This window comes from Peribacillus sp. NPDC055009, from assembly GCF_053608705.1.
On record NZ_JBSGVZ010000001.1, the window covers coordinates 67,646 to 86,895 of the forward strand.

Sequence of the window (19,250 nt, forward strand, 5' to 3'; positions counted from 1 at the left end):
CGGGGGAATGAATTATGAAGAAATTATTCAGGGTGCTGTTGTTAGTAACATTTGCAACTATCTTGGCAGCTTGTAACCAATCACAAATGGATGGGACAACTCCTGATGGGCAAACATCCAATGAAAATGAACCAGTAACGATTAAGCATGTATTAGGAAACACGGAACTACACGCAAAACCGAAAAAAATTGTTGTTTTAGAATGGACATACGTAGAAGACTTGTTAGCTCTTGATATACAGCCTGTTGGTGTTACAGATATAGAAGGGTATAACAAATGGGTACAAATCGATGAAGAGCTATCAACTGATGTAACAGATGTGGGCACCAGACAAGAACCGAATCTTGAGGCTATCGCTCAGTTGGAACCGGATCTAATTATTACAACAAAGTTTCGTCATGAGGGAATTAAAAAAGAGTTGGAATCAATTGCCCCTACTATATTCTTTGAACCTTATCCACAAGATGAATCCATTAGCCAATACGATGAAATGGTAACAACCTTCAAAACAATTGCAAAAGCAGTTCAAAAGGAAGATCAAGCTGATGCCATTTTAAATGAATTAAATGAAAAATATAAAGAAACAAAAGAGAAAATCCAAGCAGAAAAATTAAAAACAAATCAATTTGTGTTAACTCAGGCTTATAGCTCGAATCAAGTACCTGTTCTTCGGGTATTTACACCAAACTCAATGGCATCAGTTATTTTGGAGAAGGTAGGGTTACAAAACGCTTATCAAAATGAAAACTTTGAAGTATATGGTTTCTCTACAGTCAATGTGGAGGCACTTCCTGCCTTAGAAGAAGCCAACTTCATTTATGTCGTTCAAGATAATGATAATATATTTGAAAACCAATTAAAGGATAATGACGTTTGGAAAAACATAGCGTTCGTTAAAGAAGATCGTACTTATTCATTAGGGGAAGATACTTGGTTATTCGGGGGCCCGCTATCTGCAAAAGTACTCGTAGATCAAATTGAAAACGCATTGGTGGAAGAATAAAATGGCAAGTTCAATAAAAAAGAGTTCCCCTTGGCTTTTCATTGGGGGCCTCCTTCTATTGTTTGTTCTTAGTATCTTACATTTATATCAAGGCCAAGCAGATTATACGATACGAACATTGATGACAGAGGTTTGGTATGAAGGAAACGTTCAGAATATAGTACTAGGGCTAAGGCTTCCCAGGGTCATTATCGGTATACTTTCCGGGGGAGCATTAGCAGTTGCTGGTGTACTTTTACAAACATTAACGAAGAACCCTCTTGCTTCCCCCAGCACTTTAGGAATTAATTCGGGAGCCTACTTGCTCACTGTTATCGCTATGGTCTTTTTTCCACAATATATAGGGGATTATCCCTTTGTAATTTCCTTTCTCGGTGCAGGGTTATCTGCTGTTCTGTTGATAGCTTTATTAGGAAGAGTTATGGAGCCAGTTCGTGTCGCTCTTACAGGAATGATTGTTGCCTTACTTTTTTCTTCTATTACAGGAGCTGTACAGCTCCTTTTTGAAAATGAAACAAATGGATTGTTTTTATGGGGATCTGGAACTCTTATACAACTAGATTGGTCTGGTGTGAAATTTTCAATATTTTTCATTTTGATTGGCTTTATTATAGCTTTAGTTCTAGGAAAGTCACTTGATCTCCTATCCCTTGGGGATGACTTGGCCACCTCGTTAGGACAATCGGTAAACCGTGTAAAGGCATTTGCCTGGTTCACGGCTATTTTACTTTCTGCTGTGACCGTTAGTGTTGTCGGTCCCATCGGCTTTATCGGTTTAATGGCACCACATTTAGTTCGGTTAATGGGGATACAAGGGCACAAGTTGTTAATACTTCATTCTTTCTTATGGGGAGCCAACCTTCTTGTAGCTGCAGATGTATTAGCAATGTGGATTCAACCCGGACAAGAAATTCCGGTTGGGGCCATGACGGCTTTAATTGGTGCCCCTTGGTTAATGTATTTAGCCTATAAAACTGGAAAAAGACAAACAAGGGGAGAAAGCCGTCTCGGCAGTTCACTTCTCCCGATATCATATCGCTGGATCTTGTTTGGATTATTTGGATTGACCATTATGATTATATTAGTTTCAGTTTCATATGGAGCAGGAAGTTTTTTTACATTTCAAGACTGGCTTGATAAGTCATTTAACTCACCGTTTGTTATGCAATTCCGTATTCCGCGGATATTGACTGCTTTTCTAGTTGGGATGCTATTAGCGACAAGTGGATTATTCATACAAGCTGTATTAAGAAATCCTCTAGCTGATCCTTCAGTTTTAGGGATCACTTCTGGTGGTGGAGCTGGGGCATTAATTTTCCTAGTGTTATTTCCTGCTGTTTCTATACAATTTCTTCCTATTGCGGCTATGATTGGTTCAAGTATTTCAATCACTATCATTTTAATTCTGTCATGGAAAACTCAATGGCAGCCGATCCTACTTGCGTTAATGGGGGTAGCGGTTTCTGCATTTGGTTCAGCCATTATACAAATATTAATTGTTAAAGCGAATATTGGCGTAGCCCCTGCCCTAGCATGGCTAGCGGGAAGCACCTATGCCAAGGGCTGGGAAGAATTGAAACTTGCTGGCATTGTCGCTCTCATTACGATTCCTTTGAGCATTTTATTCATTAAAAAATTTGATGTGATTTCCTTTGGAGATGAAGTTGCTGAGGGACTGGGAGTAAATATTATTATGACGAGGCTTTTAGCTATTATGTTAGGAGTTTGTATGGGGGCAGTCAGTGTATCTATTGTAGGAACAGTCGGGTTTATAGGTTTACTAGCACCTCATGCAGCTAGGAGAATGGTTGGATTTGAACATGGAAAGGCTATTCCAGTCAGTCTTTTTCTTGGAGGAATCCTTTTAACTTCGGCTGATCTTATAGGAAGAATTGTTTTAGCCCCTAAAGAAATTCCTTCTGGACTTGTCGTTGCACTAATAGGCACTCCATATCTCTTATATTTACTGAGAAAAATATAGAATACGCCTCCTTTTTCTCTTGAATTTTTCTTTAATAACTTCGGTATACCTTATATAAATTTAGGTGAAGACGTGTAAATTAAGGGGTGGAAAATACTTAAAGTAAATAGGGCTTTTAACATGAGAGTTGCTCTGGCAGCTCTTTTTTTTATGGAGAAAACTGGGTCAATAGCGTCTTTATTTTTGGAATTTTACATGCAATAATTTGTACATTCGTAAAAATAACAAAAAAGTACACGAGGGGAAGTTTAATAGCCAAAGAGATTATTTTTCCGAAACGCCTTTATCTTGTCTGATTCAAAAAATGATGGCGGCTATGTTGTTCGGATATATACACCTGATGAAAGTTTCCTTAAAGAAGGTTGCTGAGGCAGCCTTTTTCTTATTGAACGAACAGGTATACTTACCGATAATCCAATCCATTTAATTTGAAAATGAATGATACAAAATGGGGACAGTCCCACCCAAAAGGAGGTCTTCCAAATGAGTAAAGAATCAATACTAATCGTAGAGGACGAAGAAAAAATCTTAAGATTGCTTGAATTGGAGCTTGAAATCGAAGGCTACCAAGTCGGAAAGGCAATGGACGGAAAGGAAGCCCTTGAAGCGTATCGATCACGAAAGTGGGATTTGATCTTATTGGATGTGATGCTTCCAGGCATAAGCGGGATTGAGCTGCTTCGGAAAATTCGTACGAAAAACAATTTCACCCCTGTCATCCTGTTAACTGCAAAGGGCTCGGTTGAAGATAAAGTTTCCGGTCTTGATCGCGGTGCGAATGACTACATCACTAAACCTTTCCAAATTGAGGAATTGCTTGCCCGAATTCGTGCGGTTTTAAGAATGCGGACTGCTGCATCTTCAATGGAAGATGAATACGATGGATGGCTGAATACTGCTGATTTAAAGGTGAATGTCAAAACACGTGAAGTCATTAGAGGTGAAAGCGAAATTGACCTAACGCCAAAGGAGTATGATTTACTTCTTTATTTACTGAAGAATAAGCGTCAAGTGCTAAACCGGGATCAAATTCTCGGAGCGGTTTGGGGGTATGATTTCTATGGAGAAACAAACGTGGTGGATGTGTATATCCGATATGTTCGCAAAAAGCTCGAATATGGCTTTGATACGCCGCTTATCCATACTGTAAGAGGCGTTGGCTACGTCCTGAAGGATGCAAAATGAGACTTCGCAAAAAAATAAATTTATATACAGCGGTGCTATTCATTTTCCTGCTCCTATTGATGAATGTTTCCATTTATTTTGTTTTCAGTAATCTGATGATGGTGAACGAACTTAATCGTGCGAAAGCGGAGACAGAGAAAATTGCCTTTGATGTTAGTGAAAATGTCAATAATATATCTCCAAGTGATTTACTTCGATCCTATCTGCCTATAGATGGCATGATTGGTATTGTAAAAGAGGGTCAACGAAAAGGCACAGCTGTTACATCCAATTCTGAAAAACAATTAAGCAATCGCAATAGCAGCTTTTATCCCGGTGAGAAGAGTGCGATCATCACTTATCATCAGAACAAGTATGTATTCGTTTCAAACCCGATCATTTGGGGGGATGGAAGTGTAGTTAATCTTCAAATCACCAAAAGCATTTCAGCAACCGAGGAAATGCTCGCTGTTCTGCGCATCGTATTAATCGCTGTAACCATCATTGCCATGATACCTGTTCTGATATCAAGCACTATTCTTAGTAACTTCATCGCCCGTCCGATTCGATCGATGATTGATACGATGAAGGAGATTCAAACAAGCGGCCAATTTAAGCGACTTAGCCTGGAAGAAAAGGCAAAAGATGAACTTGTGGAAATGGGGAAAACCTTTAATCACATGATTGATTTGCTGCAAGCTAACTTCGAAAAACAGGAGCAATTCGTATCAAATGCCTCACATGAATTAAAAACACCGCTAACTGTCATTGAAAGCTATGCAAGCCTTTTGAAAAGAAAAGGCTTGGAGCGCCCTGAGTTGTTTGATGAATCAATAGAGGCCATTCATTCTGAAGCCATTAGAATGAGAGAGATGACAGAGCAAATGCTCCTGCTAGCAAAGCATCAGGAAAAATGGAATATAGAGAAGGAAAACGTCAATCTGACCGATATCATGGCAGACTTAGCGAAAGTATATAAAAATGCGTACAATCGAACAGTGGAGATTTATAGTGGCGATGCAATTGAAGCACTTACGGACGTGCAAAAGTTAAAACAGCTATTGTTTATTTTTTTAGACAATGCAAGAAAGTATAGTGACGAGCAAATCTCAGTCTATATAGGACAAACTAGTAGAGAAGCATATATCCGCATCGAAGACAGAGGGGATGGAATTCCCCAGGCTGAATTGCCAAAAGTGTTCGATCGCTTTTATCGTGTAGATGAAGCAAGAAGCCGAAAGCAAGGCGGATCAGGTTTAGGGCTTTCCGTGGCAAAGGAAATTGCTGATGCAATTGATGTACGGATTGAAATGGATAGTCTTGAAGGCAGGGGAACGAACGTTACTCTTTTATTTAATTAAGCCAGAATGACGTTGGATGGGTGATATGATGAAGAATGGAAAAGTGCTGATAACAGCTGGATCAACTCTCGTTTTTGGTCTGCTATTATTCTTCGGATTTCAATGGTGGGCTCCATCGTTATCCGCGGAAAGCTTGACGGAAGAAGAAGTGAACCAGACAGCAAAGGATAAATATCCTGGAACCATTATAAAGACAACGAAAACTGAAAGTGAAGAATATCAGATTGAAATGCAGCTTGAAACCGGGGTATATCTTATTAGTATGGATGCGAAAAGCGGTGAAGTTCGTTCTATAAAAAAAGAAACCATAGGTCATGCAGCAGAAGAAACGGCAGAAAAAACACCCCAAAAGCAACTAACCCAAAATGAAATAAAGGCGCGTATTTCCTCACAAGGCGATCTGGAACAAATTGATTTTGTGCAGGAGACAGACAACTCCCATTATAAAGCAGTGGTAAATAAGAACAATGAAAAAATCACATTAATTCTCGACCCATATACAGGAGCTATAATTGACTCGACAATGGTAGCAGATAGTATCATTACAGAAAACGAAGCAATCGCAATTGCCGAAAAACATGTAAAAGGAACAGGTGACGATACAGAATTTTATCAACCATCAGATCAGACACCTTATTATTTGGTCGAAGTTGAATTAGAGGACGATCGAGACGCAGTCGTCCAAGTGGACGGCTACACAAAAGAAGTAAAAACAATCACATGGGAAGATGATGAAGTGGATGATAGAGATGGCCACGAATAATAATTGTATAAAACATAAAAAAGGGTGATGCATAGTTAACTATGCATCACCCTTTTTTTAGTAAGAAAAATGCAAAAAAAAAGAGAAGGAACTGTAATAATTCTCACCATTTTCTAATCCTTCTATCATTTAACTCTAATTTAATATCTCTAACATGGAATAAAGCACCAAATGATAAAACAGAGCCAAATAAGACCGTTTATGAAAGGCATCTGGATTATTGTACATAGAACATATCCATCATATTTCAACACGAGAAAGGAGAATAAATAATGTCAGTCATTTCTAGCATTCTGGATTACAACAAGACGTTTGTCGAACAAAACAAATATAAAGAGTTTCAAACGACAAAGTATCCAGATAAAAAGATCGTCATCATAACATGCATGGACACCCGTCTGTTGGAATTGCTTCCAAAGGCGATGGGGTTAAGAAATGGAGATGCGAAAATCATTAAAAACGCTGGAGCTATTGTTTCTCATCCCTTTGGCAGCATTATGCGCAGTATCCTTGTCGCTGTTTATGAGCTAAAAGTGGAGGAAGTGTGTGTGATCGGACATCGCGGATGCGGTATGGTGGGGCTTCAATCCACTTCACTTCTTGATGCTGCAAAGGAGAAGAAAGTCACTCAGGAGCAAATTGATATCCTAACAAACTCTGGTATTGATTTATCAAAGTGGCTGACAGGTTTTCAATGCGTTGAGGAGAGTGTAACGAATAGTGTCCGTTTGATCAAAAATCATCCATTATTACCGGATTCCATCGCCGTTCACGGTATGGTCATCCATCCCGAAACGGGTAAATTGGATCGAATCATAGATGGATATAGCAAGGACGAAATACAAATTCAATAAAAGAAGGAGCGATAAAATGATGAGTTCTAGCAGGCTTGAAGGGTATAACTTAGGCCATTTTCAGAAAGATCTGGTTGCAGGGGTCGTAGTTGGGATAGTAGCAATTCCTTTAGCGATGGCTTTTGCCATTGCTTCCGGAGTAAGACCGGAATATGGACTGTACACATCAATTATTGCAGGAATCATGGTCTCCCTTTTTGGTGGATCGAAATATCAAATTGCAGGCCCGACTGGGGCCTTTGTCCCGGTCTTGTTAGGTGTGGTCATGCAGTACGGATATGAAAAACTGTTAATCGCCGGCTTCCTGGCAGGTATCATGATATTTCTTATGGGTGTCCTCAAACTGGGAAGATTCATCAAGTTTATTCCCCGTCCAGTTACGATCGGCTTTACTGCTGGAATTGCTGTGATTATCTTCTCTGGCCAGATTGCCAATTTCTTTGGACTCAGTAACTTAAAAAAAGAAGAAGCCTTTCTTTTAAATATGAAGGAAATCTTATTGAACTTCAATACAGTGAATATCTATAGTGTACTGGTAGCTATCATAAGTTTAACTCTCGTCATATTAACTCCCAAATATTTACCGAAAATCCCTGGAGCATTGCTGGGATTGATTGTATCAACTCTAGTCGCCAGCTTATTCTTTCCAGGTCAGGTAGCGACAATTGGATCGGCCTATGGCGCCATTCCTAATGCATTGCCCCAGTTTCAGTTTCCCCAGATCACTGGCGGTTTGGTGATTGAACTCCTTCCGGCTGCTTTGGTCATTGCCATGCTAGGAGGAATTGAATCACTATTATCCGCTGTGGTTGCAGACGGCATGACCAACAGTAAACATAACAGCAATAAAGAGCTGATGGGACAAGGATTGACCAATATGATTACGCCTTTATTTGGAGGCATTCCGGCTACAGGTGCCATCGCCCGTACCGCAACGAATATTAAAAACGGTGCTGTCTCCCCCATATCAGGCGTGATTCATGGGCTGGTGGTATTGCTCGTGTTAGTCAGTTTGGCTCCTTATGCTTCGGCCATTCCTTTGGCCAGCATGGCCCCCATTCTTATGTTTGTCGCCTGGAACATGAGCGAACGCAAAGAATTTTCGCATATCTTAAAAGCAAAAACCATGGACTCGGTCGTATTGATCGTTACCTTCGTGTTAACCGTATTGATTGACCTGACAACAGGTGTAGGGATCGGATTACTATTAGCCATCCTGTCGTTCGTTAAACTGATGAGCGGTACATTGAAATTATCAAAGGTATTACCAGATCCAGCTGATAAATTAGTTAAACCAGAAATGGTGCAACAAGGTTCAAGCTGCCCGCAGATTAACATTTATACGATAGAAGGACCTTTATTCTTTGGTTCAATCGAAAGGCTGCAAGAAGAAATCGAAGATATGATGCGTTCTAAACCAAAAGTCCTTCTATTAAGAATGAGCAATGTGTCATTCATTGATACTTCGGGAGAAGCACTTCTCACAGACATTGTGAAGCGATTCAAGTCCCACAAACTACAAGTGTTGATTTCCGGTATTCAACAGGAACCTAAAGAAATGCTCGAAAAAACCGGTTTTACTAAACTGGTTGGTGAAGAGCAGTTCTTTTCCAGTACGGGTGATGCCATTAATATGGCTTTATCCAAACTGGATGAGAATCGTTGTAAAGGGTGTAAACAGTTTTCATTTGCTGAATGTACCGCACTCTCACAGCAAGTTCAAAAGCCAGCGTTATTAAAACAGAAAAGAAAACGGGAGATAGGATTAACTTGACTCCTAAAGAAGAGAAAGGCATCCGCTTTTGGCAGATGCCTTTCTCTTAAACCTTTTTAATTAATTCACCATCACCAAGGGCGATTAATGTGATTTATGATTGCCTAAACGATATTTGCTTTAAAAAACTAAATAAGGATGCGAAAAGGCGTTGATGACCCGATGAAAAACTTAAGACAATAACTAAAATCGTCCAATTTGAAATAGTTAACACATTAGCGTTATTAGCTCAGTGGTTAATCCAGACTATTCAATTGTATGCCACTATAAACATGATCCCAAATGGCCTCATCCCAAATTTGGTTAGGAACTTCTAAAACACAAACATTTTCCAGGTTCCATTCTAATTCAGAAATACTTGTAGCATCATCCGAGGGGACTAATATTAATACATTAAATTCTTTTTCTTTTAACATGTCCTGCATTTCTTGGTGAAACAAATAGGCTTGGTCATATTTTGTTGACCATCTTACAAATAGGATTGAATCACTATTGTTAATCGTGTCATTGAATCTTGCAATTCTTTTATCTAAATTTTCTTTGAAATAAGGATATGTTTCAAACCATTCTTTATCAGGCAGGATGGGGAAATCGTGAACTGAAGTAACTTTATAATGGTTATCTCTGACCAAATAGGTATTTACAGCATTTATATCCACGTCATCATCAAAATAAGTACCGGAACCATCTACTAAAGTCAAATTCCTCAATTCCATATATTCCTTGAACTGATTTTTATATAGCCTGGCCACTTCTGCAAATGACTCAGTATAGACCCAGTCAAGAGGCAAAGAGAATCTTCTTAAACCAAGTCTTCTTAGGTTCAAAGTGGGAGTGCAAGCACTGCCACAAGGAATGATTACATCATAAGATTTCTTGATTTCGGTTAATTTCACTATTAATCCCCCTTTCTATATTATCAATACTATATTAGATGAAAATTTTCTTTTTTTTGATTGGACAAACCAAAAAAAGGCTTCAGAGCATTCAATCCAACTTGATTATTTGTAGGTATTAAAATGGTTTTAAATATCTTTTTAGACAAAGCAAAACGCATGCCCAAGAATTGAGAGCATGCGTGAACTTTTAATCTTCTATGATATCCAACTCTTTCAGGGCATCCAGCGTAATCGTTTTGGCCTTGCTGCCGCTGCCGTCGATGTTCGTTGCGAAGGCCCATTTTCCTTTGTCCGTTTCGATGTAACCCACATACCAGCCCAATCCCATATCTGAAAGGCGTGTCCCGGTTTTTCCATGGAGGACATATGAGTCTGCTTCTTCATTGATCATGATTCTCTTAACGGTTCTCATATGCTGCTTATCGATAGGCAGTTTTTCTTCTACAAGGTTTTCGATGAATTGGACTTGTTCCCGAGCAGAAATCCTAATGCTGCTGTCGAGCCAAAACTGGTCGATCCCCCCGGAGATATCATGATTGCCATAATCTATCAGGTTCACATATTGCTGCATATCTTCCGCCCCGATATCGCGGGCCATTGCTTGATAATACCAGATCACTGAATGCCTCATGGCTGAAGCCAGCGTATGATCTCTGTTCCAATCCTCAAATTCCCTGATTACACCATCCCACCGCTTCACTTCATATTCATCGCTTACCGCCTTTGTCTGTAAGCCGATTAATGCATTCGCCACTTTAAATGTCGATTCTGGAGTGTAGCGTACCTTACTTCTCTGTTTATCATAGATGAACACTTTATCATTTTTTAAGTTTTGGAGAACCATTGTACCTTCCGCACCATCGAAAGACTCCCCGATATCCAGTTTTTTCACCTTTTGATCGTTTGCACTTGCATGAATCGTACTCATGGAACCAGTGACTAGCAGGACAAGAATGAAACATAACGCTTTGATTTTCATTACACACTCTCCTTCAAGGCTGGATTGATCGATCATCAAAGTAATTTCCAAAAAATAGGTTGATATCTAAAGTATACCTATTCCTGATAAAAAACGAAACCTAATTCTTGGAATCTAGCTAGATAGTATCGATCAAGGAGGAATTCAGCAGGTAGCTAATGAATATAAAAAGCAAACGATAGAATGGGAGGAATCTATCATGGAGGTTAACCAAAGAAAAATAAATAGTATTGAAAAAGAAATTACATACACACATATTGAAAACGGAAATCCAGCAGTTTGTTTTATGTTTTCAGGTGCGGGGTACACGTATGAGAAGCCGTTATTCTATTATTCGACGATGATCATGCTTCAAAATCAGTATGATGTCGTACATATTCATTACGCTTACGACCAGGATATTTTCAAGCATCCATTGGTAGATATCACAAAAGTGATCGTTAATGATATCAATCCCGTCATTACGGAGGTACTTCAAAATCATGAATATAAAGGAACAGTATTTCTAGGCAAATCACTTGGCACCATACCCATCATCAATGGAATCATGAAAAGTGAGCGGTTTATGAATGCCAAAGTGATATTGCTCACGCCGCTATTGAAGTTCGTTTCGGTTTTTGAAGGATTATTGAGCAGTAATCATTCAGCACATATAGTTATAGGAGAAAAAGATCATCATTATATTCCAGCTAAAATTCAAGCGATTGAAAATAAAACGAATATAAGCATGGATAAAATCCCACATGCAAATCATTTATTGGATATTGAACCTTTCGATACCTCAAGGACGATTATCATGCTAGAAGGTGTAATGAATAGAATGGAAGAGTTTTTAAAAATATAGGTTAGCGAAATGCAAAAGGGACTCAATCCATGGATTGGTGGGGGAAAATGTTATAATAAGAGTATTGTAGTTTGGATTTAAGAAGGGAGAAAAGATGGAGGGTACCAATACATTTCATTCAATTGATGAATACATTATACAATTTCCCGAAGAAGTTCAGGAAATATTAAAAACGTTAAGAAAAGTCATGAAGGATGCAGCACCGGATGCAGAAGAAAAGATAAGCTATCAAATGCCTACCTTTGTTTTATATGGAAATCTGGTGCATTTCGCTGCCTATAAAAAACATATAGGATTCTATCCAACTCCAAGCGCGATCTCTGCTTTTGAATCTGCTTTATCTGAATATAAATGTTCAAAAGGGGCCGTTCAGTTTCCGCTAAACAAGCCAATTCCTTATGAATTAATAACCGAGATGGTTAAATTTAGAGTGGAACAGAATAAAAAGAAAGCAGAAGGGAAATTGAAAAAGAAAAAATAACAAAAACTATTATCGGAATTCACCAAATATTTAACTATTGATTGTGAGATTCAAGACCGAAAGAGAAAGGTGGAAATATTATGTTCAAAAAATTATTCGGTAAAAAAGAGAGTGTGGAACAACTGCTTGCTCCTATTAATGGACAAGTAATAAATATTGAGGATGTTCCAGATCCGGTGTTTTCCGGTAAAATGATGGGGGACGGAATAGCAATTCTTCCTGAGGAGGGGTTGGTCGTATCTCCAATCGATGCAGAAGTAATCCAGGTTTTTCATACTAAACATGCGCTAGGCCTACGCACAAAGCATGGCATAGAATTGTTGATTCATATTGGATTGGAAACAGTTAACCTTAATGGTGAGGGATTTGAAGTCCACGTTGCAGAAGGGCAAAATGTAAAAGCAGGAGACAAGCTAGTTACATTTGATATCGATTTTCTAAAATCAAAAGCTCCAAGCATCGTAACTCCGATCGTTATCACGAATGGCGAGCTAGTTGAAAAACTGGAAAAAACAAATAGTACCCAGGCAAAAATTAAAGAAACACAGATTATGAGTGTTTATTTGAAATAACAAGAAAAGGCCATTAGACTTCAGGTGCCTTCTAGTACATGAAAAGCAGTCCTTGCTGGCGAGTGCCGGCAAGGACTGTTTTAATATAGCTGCAAGACTTCAGCACAGTGTACTAATCCAATTGCACATGTCCTAAATCACTATTAAATGATTTAAGATCGTTAATTAACTGGTTAATATTTTGGCTTGGACCGCTATCATATAGAGCATTTCTAAATCTTAAGTACTTGGTTCCCTTTTCTATTAAATTATTCAATAGCACATTTTCAGGGAATCTTAGTGTGGATTTCTTAGGAATATCATTCCATTCTTTGTTAGCTAAACCATGGTACCATGTGAATAATATAGCAGGATTCTTTTCTTTTAGCCTGTGCATTTGCCAACCCATAGAGCGTTCAGAAAAGCCGTAGTTGCCAATATCGGTATTTAAACAATCATACATTGCCTGTAAAATTGAAAACCAAATACCATCAACCTCATCCCAATCATAAAAGCTCGAGAGAAATTGATTTTGATAAGATATAATGACTGTGCCGTATAAGGAAGTTCCTTTTGAAGTAAATAACTGTTGATTTCCCAGTTGGTTAGCGCTTGAGTGATGGATTGGGATAAAATCTTCGTTAGCAAATAAATGTTTATTAACAATGGCATCATAACTATTTTTTGATATATATGTTTGAATGGTAACCATTTATGAACCACCTATCCCATAGGGTAATGTTGTTTCCCATCTATTTTTTGAACTTGTGTTGCATTTGCAAAACGAGGATTGCGCTACTTGCATAATAGGGCATGGCTATTGGAGGACGAAATGATTGGGATCAATCCTGGTAAAACAACTGAAATCAGAAAGTTTTCCGGATACTTCATGTTTTAATACTAATTTTCATATGCATGCCTCCTTAAAAGTAATTAATTTTAGTAAAGCATGGAATTATATAATTTTTATTTCAAAAAAGAGAAGAAGTGTTTTAGTTATGAAACCATCCGGTATACGAATTTCAATTTTTATGCACGATCCAATGTTGAAGTAGCAAGGGGAGAGGGATATACTTCTTGAAAGTTTCTTAAGGTAAACTCCCAGGTTGTTTTAAAATTGAATCAGCCTGTTTAATATTTGAAATACTTTAAGTAGGTGATTTAGAATGTTCCCCGTGACTAAGGTTGTATCCGTTCAATGTGAATGCAATCACTGCTGCAAGCAGGATAATCGAAAAATGCAGCGAATAGTAGGTGAGTGAACAAATAAATCAAGTGAGGGTGATTGGATGGGAGTTCAAGCAGAAAAGATCTTTGTAAACTTGCCTGTTAAAGATTTGGATGCCTCAGTAGAATTTTTCACAAAGGTCGGCTTTGAGTTTAACGAGCAAATGACCAATGAAAATGCGACATGCATGGTTATCAGCGAGTCCATATATGTCATGTTATTGGTGGAAGACTACTTTAAAACGTTTACCAAGAAGGAGATCCCGGATTCTGCAGCGAGTACCGAAGCCATCGTCGCCCTTTCCGTTAAAAGTAAGGCAGAAGTCGATGAGATCGTGAATAGGGCACTGGATGTTGGCGGAAAGCCTTTTAACGAAGCCATTGATCATGGTTTCATGTATGGTTGGAGTTTTCTGGATATCGACGGACATTCTTGGGAAGTATTTTACATGGACGAAAGCGGATTTAACCAAAATTAAACCAAAAGCAAGGCACAATCCTTCACGAAGGACTGTGCCTTTTTTGAAGTTCAGTGCCGTATCCGGGTCAACATGATCTTCCAAGTGCTAAAGTATAAAATAACCATTTATACTTATGATACAATATAAGGGATAATGTAAAGGCGGGTACAAAAAGTGACGACAATTTACGATATTGCGAAAAAAGCGAATGTATCAACGATGACTGTATCGAGAGTTATTAATAATAAAGGAAATATCAGTGAAAAGACAAGGGAAAAAGTTGAAGCGGTCATTAAAGAGTTGAACTATATACCGAATTCCGCAGCCCAAAGTTTGAATATTAAAAGAACGAAGCTGCTTTCATTAATCATAACCGATATCACCAACCCTTTTTTCACCCAAGTAGCGAGAGGGGCCGCAGATAAGGCCAATCAAATGGGATATCAGCTCATTTTATGCAATACCGATGAGGATTACGAAAAAGAGAGTGAATATATCGATGCATTGATTTCAAAACGGGTGGATGGCGTCATTATTGCACCAACAGGCGATCAATCGACAAAAAATTTGAAGAAATTAATTAAAAACAGGATTCCATTTACATTGATAGATAGGCAAATTCAAGATGTTTCATGTGATAGGGTGCTTGGTGATAACTATGAAGGAACGAAAAAGCTTCTTCAGCATCTCATCGATTTTGGACACGAACGAATCGCGATGGTTCATGGTCCGCTAACGATTTCCACTTCGAAAGAGCGTTATCAGGCGTATATTGAAACGCTGAAAATAAATGATTTGAACATCGATCAGTCTTTCGTAATAGAGACTCATTACAAACAGGAAAAGCAATGGAACGGTATTGACGGATTGATGAATGTTCCGCCCTCTGAGCGTCCAACAGCAATTTTTGCCGCCAATAATTTCATTGCCATCAAAATTATAAAAAGTTTACGAGAAAAACAGATTAAAGTACCTGAAGACATTTCTGTCGTTTGCTTTGACGACTTAGAATTATTCTCGGATTTCGATCCCTTTTTAACCGTATCTTCACAGCCCGCTTACGACTTCGGATATTTAGGAACACAATTAGTGATCGAGCGAGTGGATGAAGTCGGTCCTGCCGACTATCGGACGATCAATTTAAAGCCGGAATTGGTAATCAGGAAATCATCTGGAGCTCCTATAAAATAATAGGAGTTTTTTTTTTGGCCAAAGAATAAGTGGCCTCTTCAGTGGCATGTCGCTCATAACAATACTTGGCTAATATCCTTCCACACATAAACCAATAGATTCAATTCAGCACCAGCCATTTTGATTTTTTCGGTTTTAAGCAATTCAGCACCAAATGCCTCATAGAAGAATCGAGATTTATTGTCTTCAAGCACCTCAACGAATATTGTCTTAAATCCCAGTGCCTCGAATTTTAAAAATAACTCTTTGATGAGTTTCTTACCTATCCCCATTCTTTGAAAATTTTCGAGGATATATATAGCAGTTAAATCACCGGAATTCTCAACTTGATTCGTATCCCTTTTCCCGCCATCTATAAATCCAACTATTTTTCCTTCGTTATTTTCTGCGACATAAACATAATTACCATCTCTATTAATATTCTTTATCCATATTTCTTTCCTTTTCTCATAAGACAGATTATCTAAAAAATCACTCGGCATTATTTCTTTATAAGTAGTTCGCCAGCAATCCACATGGACTATTGCTATACCTTCCGCATCTGCAACCGATGCATGTCTTATTAGCATATTAGTTCCTCCTTTTTTAAGTTTGCTATATCCCCTATATTTTACTAATATTATCCATTTTGCAACTAATCGGCCTGATATATTCCAAGAGTATCCACAGTTTGATTTCTAATATTTAACTTTGTATGTTACTATTTCCTATAGTTTGTTTAATGTGGAAGAAGGTATGAGATGATGCGGAATTTCCCTAGTAAAGTATTTTATTTATTAATCTTCTTGGTTACCTTGGGGGTTGTGCTAGTTTTTTATAATGACGAAGAACCGACTGAGAAATTAACTGAGGATGAATTTTTTACAACTTTAGAGGATGGGAAAGTGACATTTTTAAAGGTGGAGTCACAAAATAGTGTTTATGAAATTAGAGGTCGGCTGGTAGGGTATGAAAAGGATCAATACTTTATCGCGTCTGTACCAAATAGTGAAATATCGCTAGACAGAATGAATAACGCCATAAGGGAACTTGATATAGGAAAAATTGAGTTTATCCCAGACACAGAGACAAGCGGATGGGTCACCCTTTTAACAACGACCATTCCGTTCATGATCATTTTCATCCTGATTTTTGTTAGTTTTCTATTTCTAATTGTCATGAAAAGAATGAAACATTCTAAATGATTAAAAACTCGCCGTTCCAATTGGGAATGGCGAGTTTTCTTATTAACAAGAGTTGAAAATGGTAATTCCGTTTTAGATAGTTTAAAAGATTTCGTTTAATTTATTGACAATTTAAAATATTGCTGTTATTTTAATGTTACCGGTAACATAAAGATAACAAGAGGAGGTCAGCCTGATGATTGATGCACATCAGCATTTTTGGAGAATTGACCGAGGTGATTACTCTTGGCTTAAAAATGATATGGGAGTCCTTTATCGGGATTATCTTCCCGACGATTTATCGCCCTTAATACATAAGAATGATATTTCGGGGACCGTCCTTGTACAAGCGGCTCCAACCTATGAAGAGACTTTATTTCTATTATCCTTGTATGACCGCCATGACTGGATATATGGTGTGGTGGGCTGGCTTGACTTATCTGCTCCATCATTCCCGGAGCAATTGGATTCTTTAATGACAAGACCGGGAATTGTTGGTTTACGTCCCATGTTGCAGGATCTGGAAGACAGTGCTTGGATTTTACAGGAACAAGTTGTGGAAAATTTGAAACAGCTTATTCGATATGATCTTCCGGTGGATTTGTTGATTAATCATAAACATATTTCATCTATTTTAACATTGATGAAAACGCTTCCTAACCTAAAGGCCATCATCGATCATATGGCTAAACCGAATATATCAGCAGGGGAATTAAACAAATGGCAAGAAGAAATGAATACTTTGTCACAGTTTCCGAACATTTGGTGCAAACTGTCGGGTTTATTGACCCAAGCAGATCCTGCAATGTGGAAGGCGGAAGACTTTAAGCCATACATACAACATATTGTTCGGGCATTCGGGCCGGACCGTTTACTTTTCGGCAGCGATTGGCCTGTATGTTTATCAGCTGGAGGCTATGAAGACGCAGTGAGGGTCATTAAAGGGAATTTACCGGAAACTTTAACACAAGCTGAAGTGGATGGGATATTTTCTGGAAATGCTGAAGCCTTTTACAAACTAAAAGAAAGGGGAGAGCGAAATGGGCCAGTTAGCTTATGAACAGGACGTTACAAGCATCGTCATGTCTGATCAGGATAATGTAGCGACTTCATTGAAAGATGTAAAAGAAGGGGAAACATTACTCTTTGTCATAAATGGTAAAAAAATGGAAGTAAAAGCAAAGCATTCGATTCCTTTTGGGCATAAAATCGCAATCAAACCGATTCAGCGATCGGCGACGGTCATCAAATATGGAGAAGTAATCGGTGCAGCCACGATGGATATCGAGCCTGGTGAACATGTCCACATACATAATATTGAGGGAATCAGAGGAAGAGGAGATAAGGCGGAAGGGGAGCAAACACAATGAGCAGGATAAAAGGGTATCGCCGTTCAAATGGCAAATTTGGAATCCGTAATCATCTATTGATCATCCCTACCGTCATTTGCGCCAATCATGTGGCCAACAGAATCCAGCAAGCTGTACCGGAATCAGTGGCCATTCCGCATCAGCATGGGTGCAGCCAGATTGGTGATGACAAAGAACGTACACATAAACTTCTTGGCGGAATGGGGAAAAACCCGAACGTTGGTGCGGTTCTGTTGATCAGCTTGGGCTGTGAGGTGATTGATGCCAAAGTATTGAAACGGGAAATCGAAGAAGAAACGGGAAAACCTGTGGAGTGGCTTGATATCCAAGATGCAGGCGGGACGATAAACGCGATTAAGAAGGGGACTGAAGTGGCGAAGGGTTTATTTCTGGAACTCGAAAAAGTGCCGCAAGTGGATGCCCCCATTTCAGAATTGATAGTTGGTGTGAAATGCGGCGGTTCCGATGCTACATCCGGTCTGTGCAGCAATCCCGCTTTAGGGAAAACCGCTGATCAGCTCTTGAAACAGGGCGGTACGATCGTAATGGGTGAAACCACGGAAATCATCGGAGCTGAACATATTGTTGCCCAAAAAGCAGTGAGCGAAGAAGTGGCCAATAAACTATATGCATATGTTGATAGATTCGAAAAAGAAGTGGAACGCATCGGGGCAGATATGCGTGGCGGGAACCCGAGCCCGGGCAATATTGAGGGAGGGCTCTCGACCATCGAGGAAAAATCGCTTGGCTGCATTAGTAAAGCAGGTACGGCCCCCTTGAACGATGTCTTATCATTTGCGGAAGAGATCCCGGGTAATGGCTATTACTTCATGGATTCCCCGGGGAATGATATCGAGTGTGTTTCAGGCATGGCGGCCGCCGGTGTACATATGGTCTGCTTTACGACAGGAAGAGGGACACCGACAGGAAACCCGATTATCCCGGTCATCAAAATAACGGGAAATGAACATACGGCAATCAAGATGATCGATAACATCGATATTGATACAAGCCCAGTCATGAAAGGGAAAGAAACGACGGAGGATGCAGGAAATCGCATTTTTGAAACGATTGCTAAAACAGCCCAAGGTGAACTGACAAAGGCGGAAATTCTTGGACATCAGGAATTTAGCATCAGCCGGATCAGCATCAGCCTTTAGAAACAGATAGGAAAAGGGAGGAG

20 protein-coding genes are annotated in these 19,250 nt (G+C 39.0%); 16 read left to right on the forward strand and 4 right to left on the reverse strand.

The window, feature by feature from the left end; all coding sequences use genetic code 11:
* The first annotated feature begins 14 nt into the window (after positions 1-14).
* The 7 genes from ACWF5P_RS00345 (at position 15) to ACWF5P_RS00375 (ending at position 8,901) form a co-directional block, all read left to right on the forward strand.
* On the forward strand, positions 15-1,004 hold the full coding sequence (locus tag ACWF5P_RS00345; RefSeq protein ID WP_434167791.1) for an ABC transporter substrate-binding protein: 990 nt from the start codon (positions 15-17) through the stop codon (positions 1,002-1,004).
* A gap of 1 nt (position 1,005) precedes the next feature.
* The gene (gene fhuB / locus ACWF5P_RS00350) at positions 1,006-2,985 is read left to right on the forward strand and encodes a Fe(3+)-hydroxamate ABC transporter permease FhuB (RefSeq protein WP_452444413.1); all 1,980 of its coding nucleotides are present in this window, start codon (positions 1,006-1,008) and stop codon (positions 2,983-2,985) included.
* Positions 2,986-3,468: 483 nt separating this feature from the next.
* A complete protein-coding gene (locus ACWF5P_RS00355; RefSeq protein ID WP_452444414.1) occupies positions 3,469-4,170 on the forward strand; it encodes a response regulator transcription factor in 702 nt (233 codons plus the stop codon).
* On the forward strand, positions 4,167-5,510 hold the full coding sequence (locus ACWF5P_RS00360; RefSeq protein ID WP_260358585.1) for a sensor histidine kinase: 1,344 nt from the start codon (positions 4,167-4,169) through the stop codon (positions 5,508-5,510). Before ACWF5P_RS00355 ends, ACWF5P_RS00360 begins: the two co-directional genes overlap by 4 nt.
* Positions 5,511-5,535: 25 nt before the next feature.
* Positions 5,536-6,273 (forward strand): PepSY domain-containing protein, encoded by a 738-nt coding sequence (locus tag ACWF5P_RS00365; protein WP_452444415.1) that lies wholly within the window; start codon positions 5,536-5,538, stop codon positions 6,271-6,273.
* A 272-nt stretch (positions 6,274-6,545) separates the two neighbouring features.
* Positions 6,546-7,127 carry a beta-class carbonic anhydrase gene (locus tag ACWF5P_RS00370; protein WP_452444416.1) on the forward strand — a complete coding sequence of 194 codons (582 nt, stop codon included), beginning with the start codon at positions 6,546-6,548 and terminating at the stop codon, positions 7,125-7,127.
* 16 nt (positions 7,128-7,143) lie between these two features.
* Positions 7,144-8,901, forward strand: a complete 1,758-nt coding sequence (locus ACWF5P_RS00375; protein ID WP_260358583.1) for a SulP family inorganic anion transporter — start codon at positions 7,144-7,146, stop codon at positions 8,899-8,901.
* A gap of 236 nt (positions 8,902-9,137) precedes the next feature.
* Here the strand turns inward: ACWF5P_RS00375 and ACWF5P_RS00380 are convergent, their stop codons facing one another.
* Together ACWF5P_RS00380 and blaOXA are read right to left on the reverse strand one after the other, a co-directional pair.
* Positions 9,138-9,797, reverse strand: coding sequence for a DUF1796 family putative cysteine peptidase (locus ACWF5P_RS00380; RefSeq protein WP_452444417.1), 660 nt, complete (start codon positions 9,795-9,797; stop codon positions 9,138-9,140).
* Positions 9,798-9,987: 190 nt separating this feature from the next.
* Complete coding sequence (blaOXA, locus tag ACWF5P_RS00385) at positions 9,988-10,779, reverse strand: class D beta-lactamase (protein WP_452444418.1); 792 nt, start codon at positions 10,777-10,779, stop codon at positions 9,988-9,990.
* A 199-nt stretch (positions 10,780-10,978) separates the two neighbouring features.
* Between blaOXA and ACWF5P_RS00390 the strand changes: the two genes are divergently transcribed.
* The 3 genes from ACWF5P_RS00390 (at position 10,979) to ACWF5P_RS00400 (ending at position 12,676) form a co-directional block, all read left to right on the forward strand.
* Positions 10,979-11,623 carry an alpha/beta hydrolase gene (locus tag ACWF5P_RS00390; RefSeq protein ID WP_452444419.1) on the forward strand — a complete coding sequence of 215 codons (645 nt, stop codon included), beginning with the start codon at positions 10,979-10,981 and terminating at the stop codon, positions 11,621-11,623.
* Positions 11,624-11,717: 94 nt separating this feature from the next.
* Positions 11,718-12,104: an iron chaperone gene (locus ACWF5P_RS00395; protein ID WP_452444420.1), complete on the forward strand. Its 387-nt coding sequence runs from the start codon at positions 11,718-11,720 to the stop codon at positions 12,102-12,104.
* Between the two features lie 80 nt (positions 12,105-12,184).
* A complete protein-coding gene (locus ACWF5P_RS00400; protein ID WP_101223285.1) occupies positions 12,185-12,676 on the forward strand; it encodes a PTS sugar transporter subunit IIA in 492 nt (163 codons plus the stop codon).
* A 112-nt stretch (positions 12,677-12,788) separates the two neighbouring features.
* Here ACWF5P_RS00400 and ACWF5P_RS00405 read toward each other — a convergent pair whose 3' ends face one another.
* Complete coding sequence (locus ACWF5P_RS00405; RefSeq protein ID WP_452444421.1) at positions 12,789-13,367, reverse strand: hypothetical protein; 579 nt, start codon at positions 13,365-13,367, stop codon at positions 12,789-12,791.
* A 577-nt stretch (positions 13,368-13,944) separates the two neighbouring features.
* Here ACWF5P_RS00405 and ACWF5P_RS00410 point away from each other — a divergent pair.
* Both ACWF5P_RS00410 and ACWF5P_RS00415 read left to right on the forward strand, forming a co-directional pair.
* A complete protein-coding gene (locus tag ACWF5P_RS00410) occupies positions 13,945-14,361 on the forward strand; it encodes a VOC family protein (protein ID WP_452444422.1) in 417 nt (138 codons plus the stop codon).
* Between the two features lie 156 nt (positions 14,362-14,517).
* Positions 14,518-15,534, forward strand: coding sequence for a LacI family DNA-binding transcriptional regulator (locus ACWF5P_RS00415; protein WP_260358577.1), 1,017 nt, complete (start codon positions 14,518-14,520; stop codon positions 15,532-15,534).
* Between the two features lie 53 nt (positions 15,535-15,587).
* On the opposite strand, the gene ACWF5P_RS00420 is transcribed toward ACWF5P_RS00415, so the two are convergent.
* On the reverse strand, positions 15,588-16,103 hold the full coding sequence (locus tag ACWF5P_RS00420; RefSeq protein ID WP_434167784.1) for a GNAT family N-acetyltransferase: 516 nt from the start codon (positions 16,101-16,103) through the stop codon (positions 15,588-15,590).
* A 171-nt stretch (positions 16,104-16,274) separates the two neighbouring features.
* Here ACWF5P_RS00420 and ACWF5P_RS00425 point away from each other — a divergent pair, with 171 nt between their 5' ends.
* From ACWF5P_RS00425 to ACWF5P_RS00440, 4 genes are all read left to right on the forward strand, one after another.
* A complete protein-coding gene (locus tag ACWF5P_RS00425) occupies positions 16,275-16,718 on the forward strand; it encodes an ATP-dependent metallopeptidase FtsH/Yme1/Tma family protein (RefSeq protein WP_452444423.1) in 444 nt (147 codons plus the stop codon).
* 175 nt (positions 16,719-16,893) lie between these two features.
* Entirely contained in the window at positions 16,894-17,757 is an 864-nt protein-coding gene (locus ACWF5P_RS00430; protein WP_452444424.1) for an amidohydrolase family protein, read from the forward strand.
* On the forward strand, positions 17,738-18,067 hold the full coding sequence (locus tag ACWF5P_RS00435) for a UxaA family hydrolase (protein WP_434167781.1): 330 nt from the start codon (positions 17,738-17,740) through the stop codon (positions 18,065-18,067). Before ACWF5P_RS00430 ends, ACWF5P_RS00435 begins: the two co-directional genes overlap by 20 nt.
* Positions 18,064-19,227, forward strand: a complete 1,164-nt coding sequence (locus tag ACWF5P_RS00440; RefSeq protein WP_260358572.1) for a UxaA family hydrolase — start codon at positions 18,064-18,066, stop codon at positions 19,225-19,227. The genes ACWF5P_RS00435 and ACWF5P_RS00440 overlap by 4 nt, the downstream gene beginning before the upstream one ends.
* Positions 19,228-19,250 lie beyond the last annotated feature (23 nt).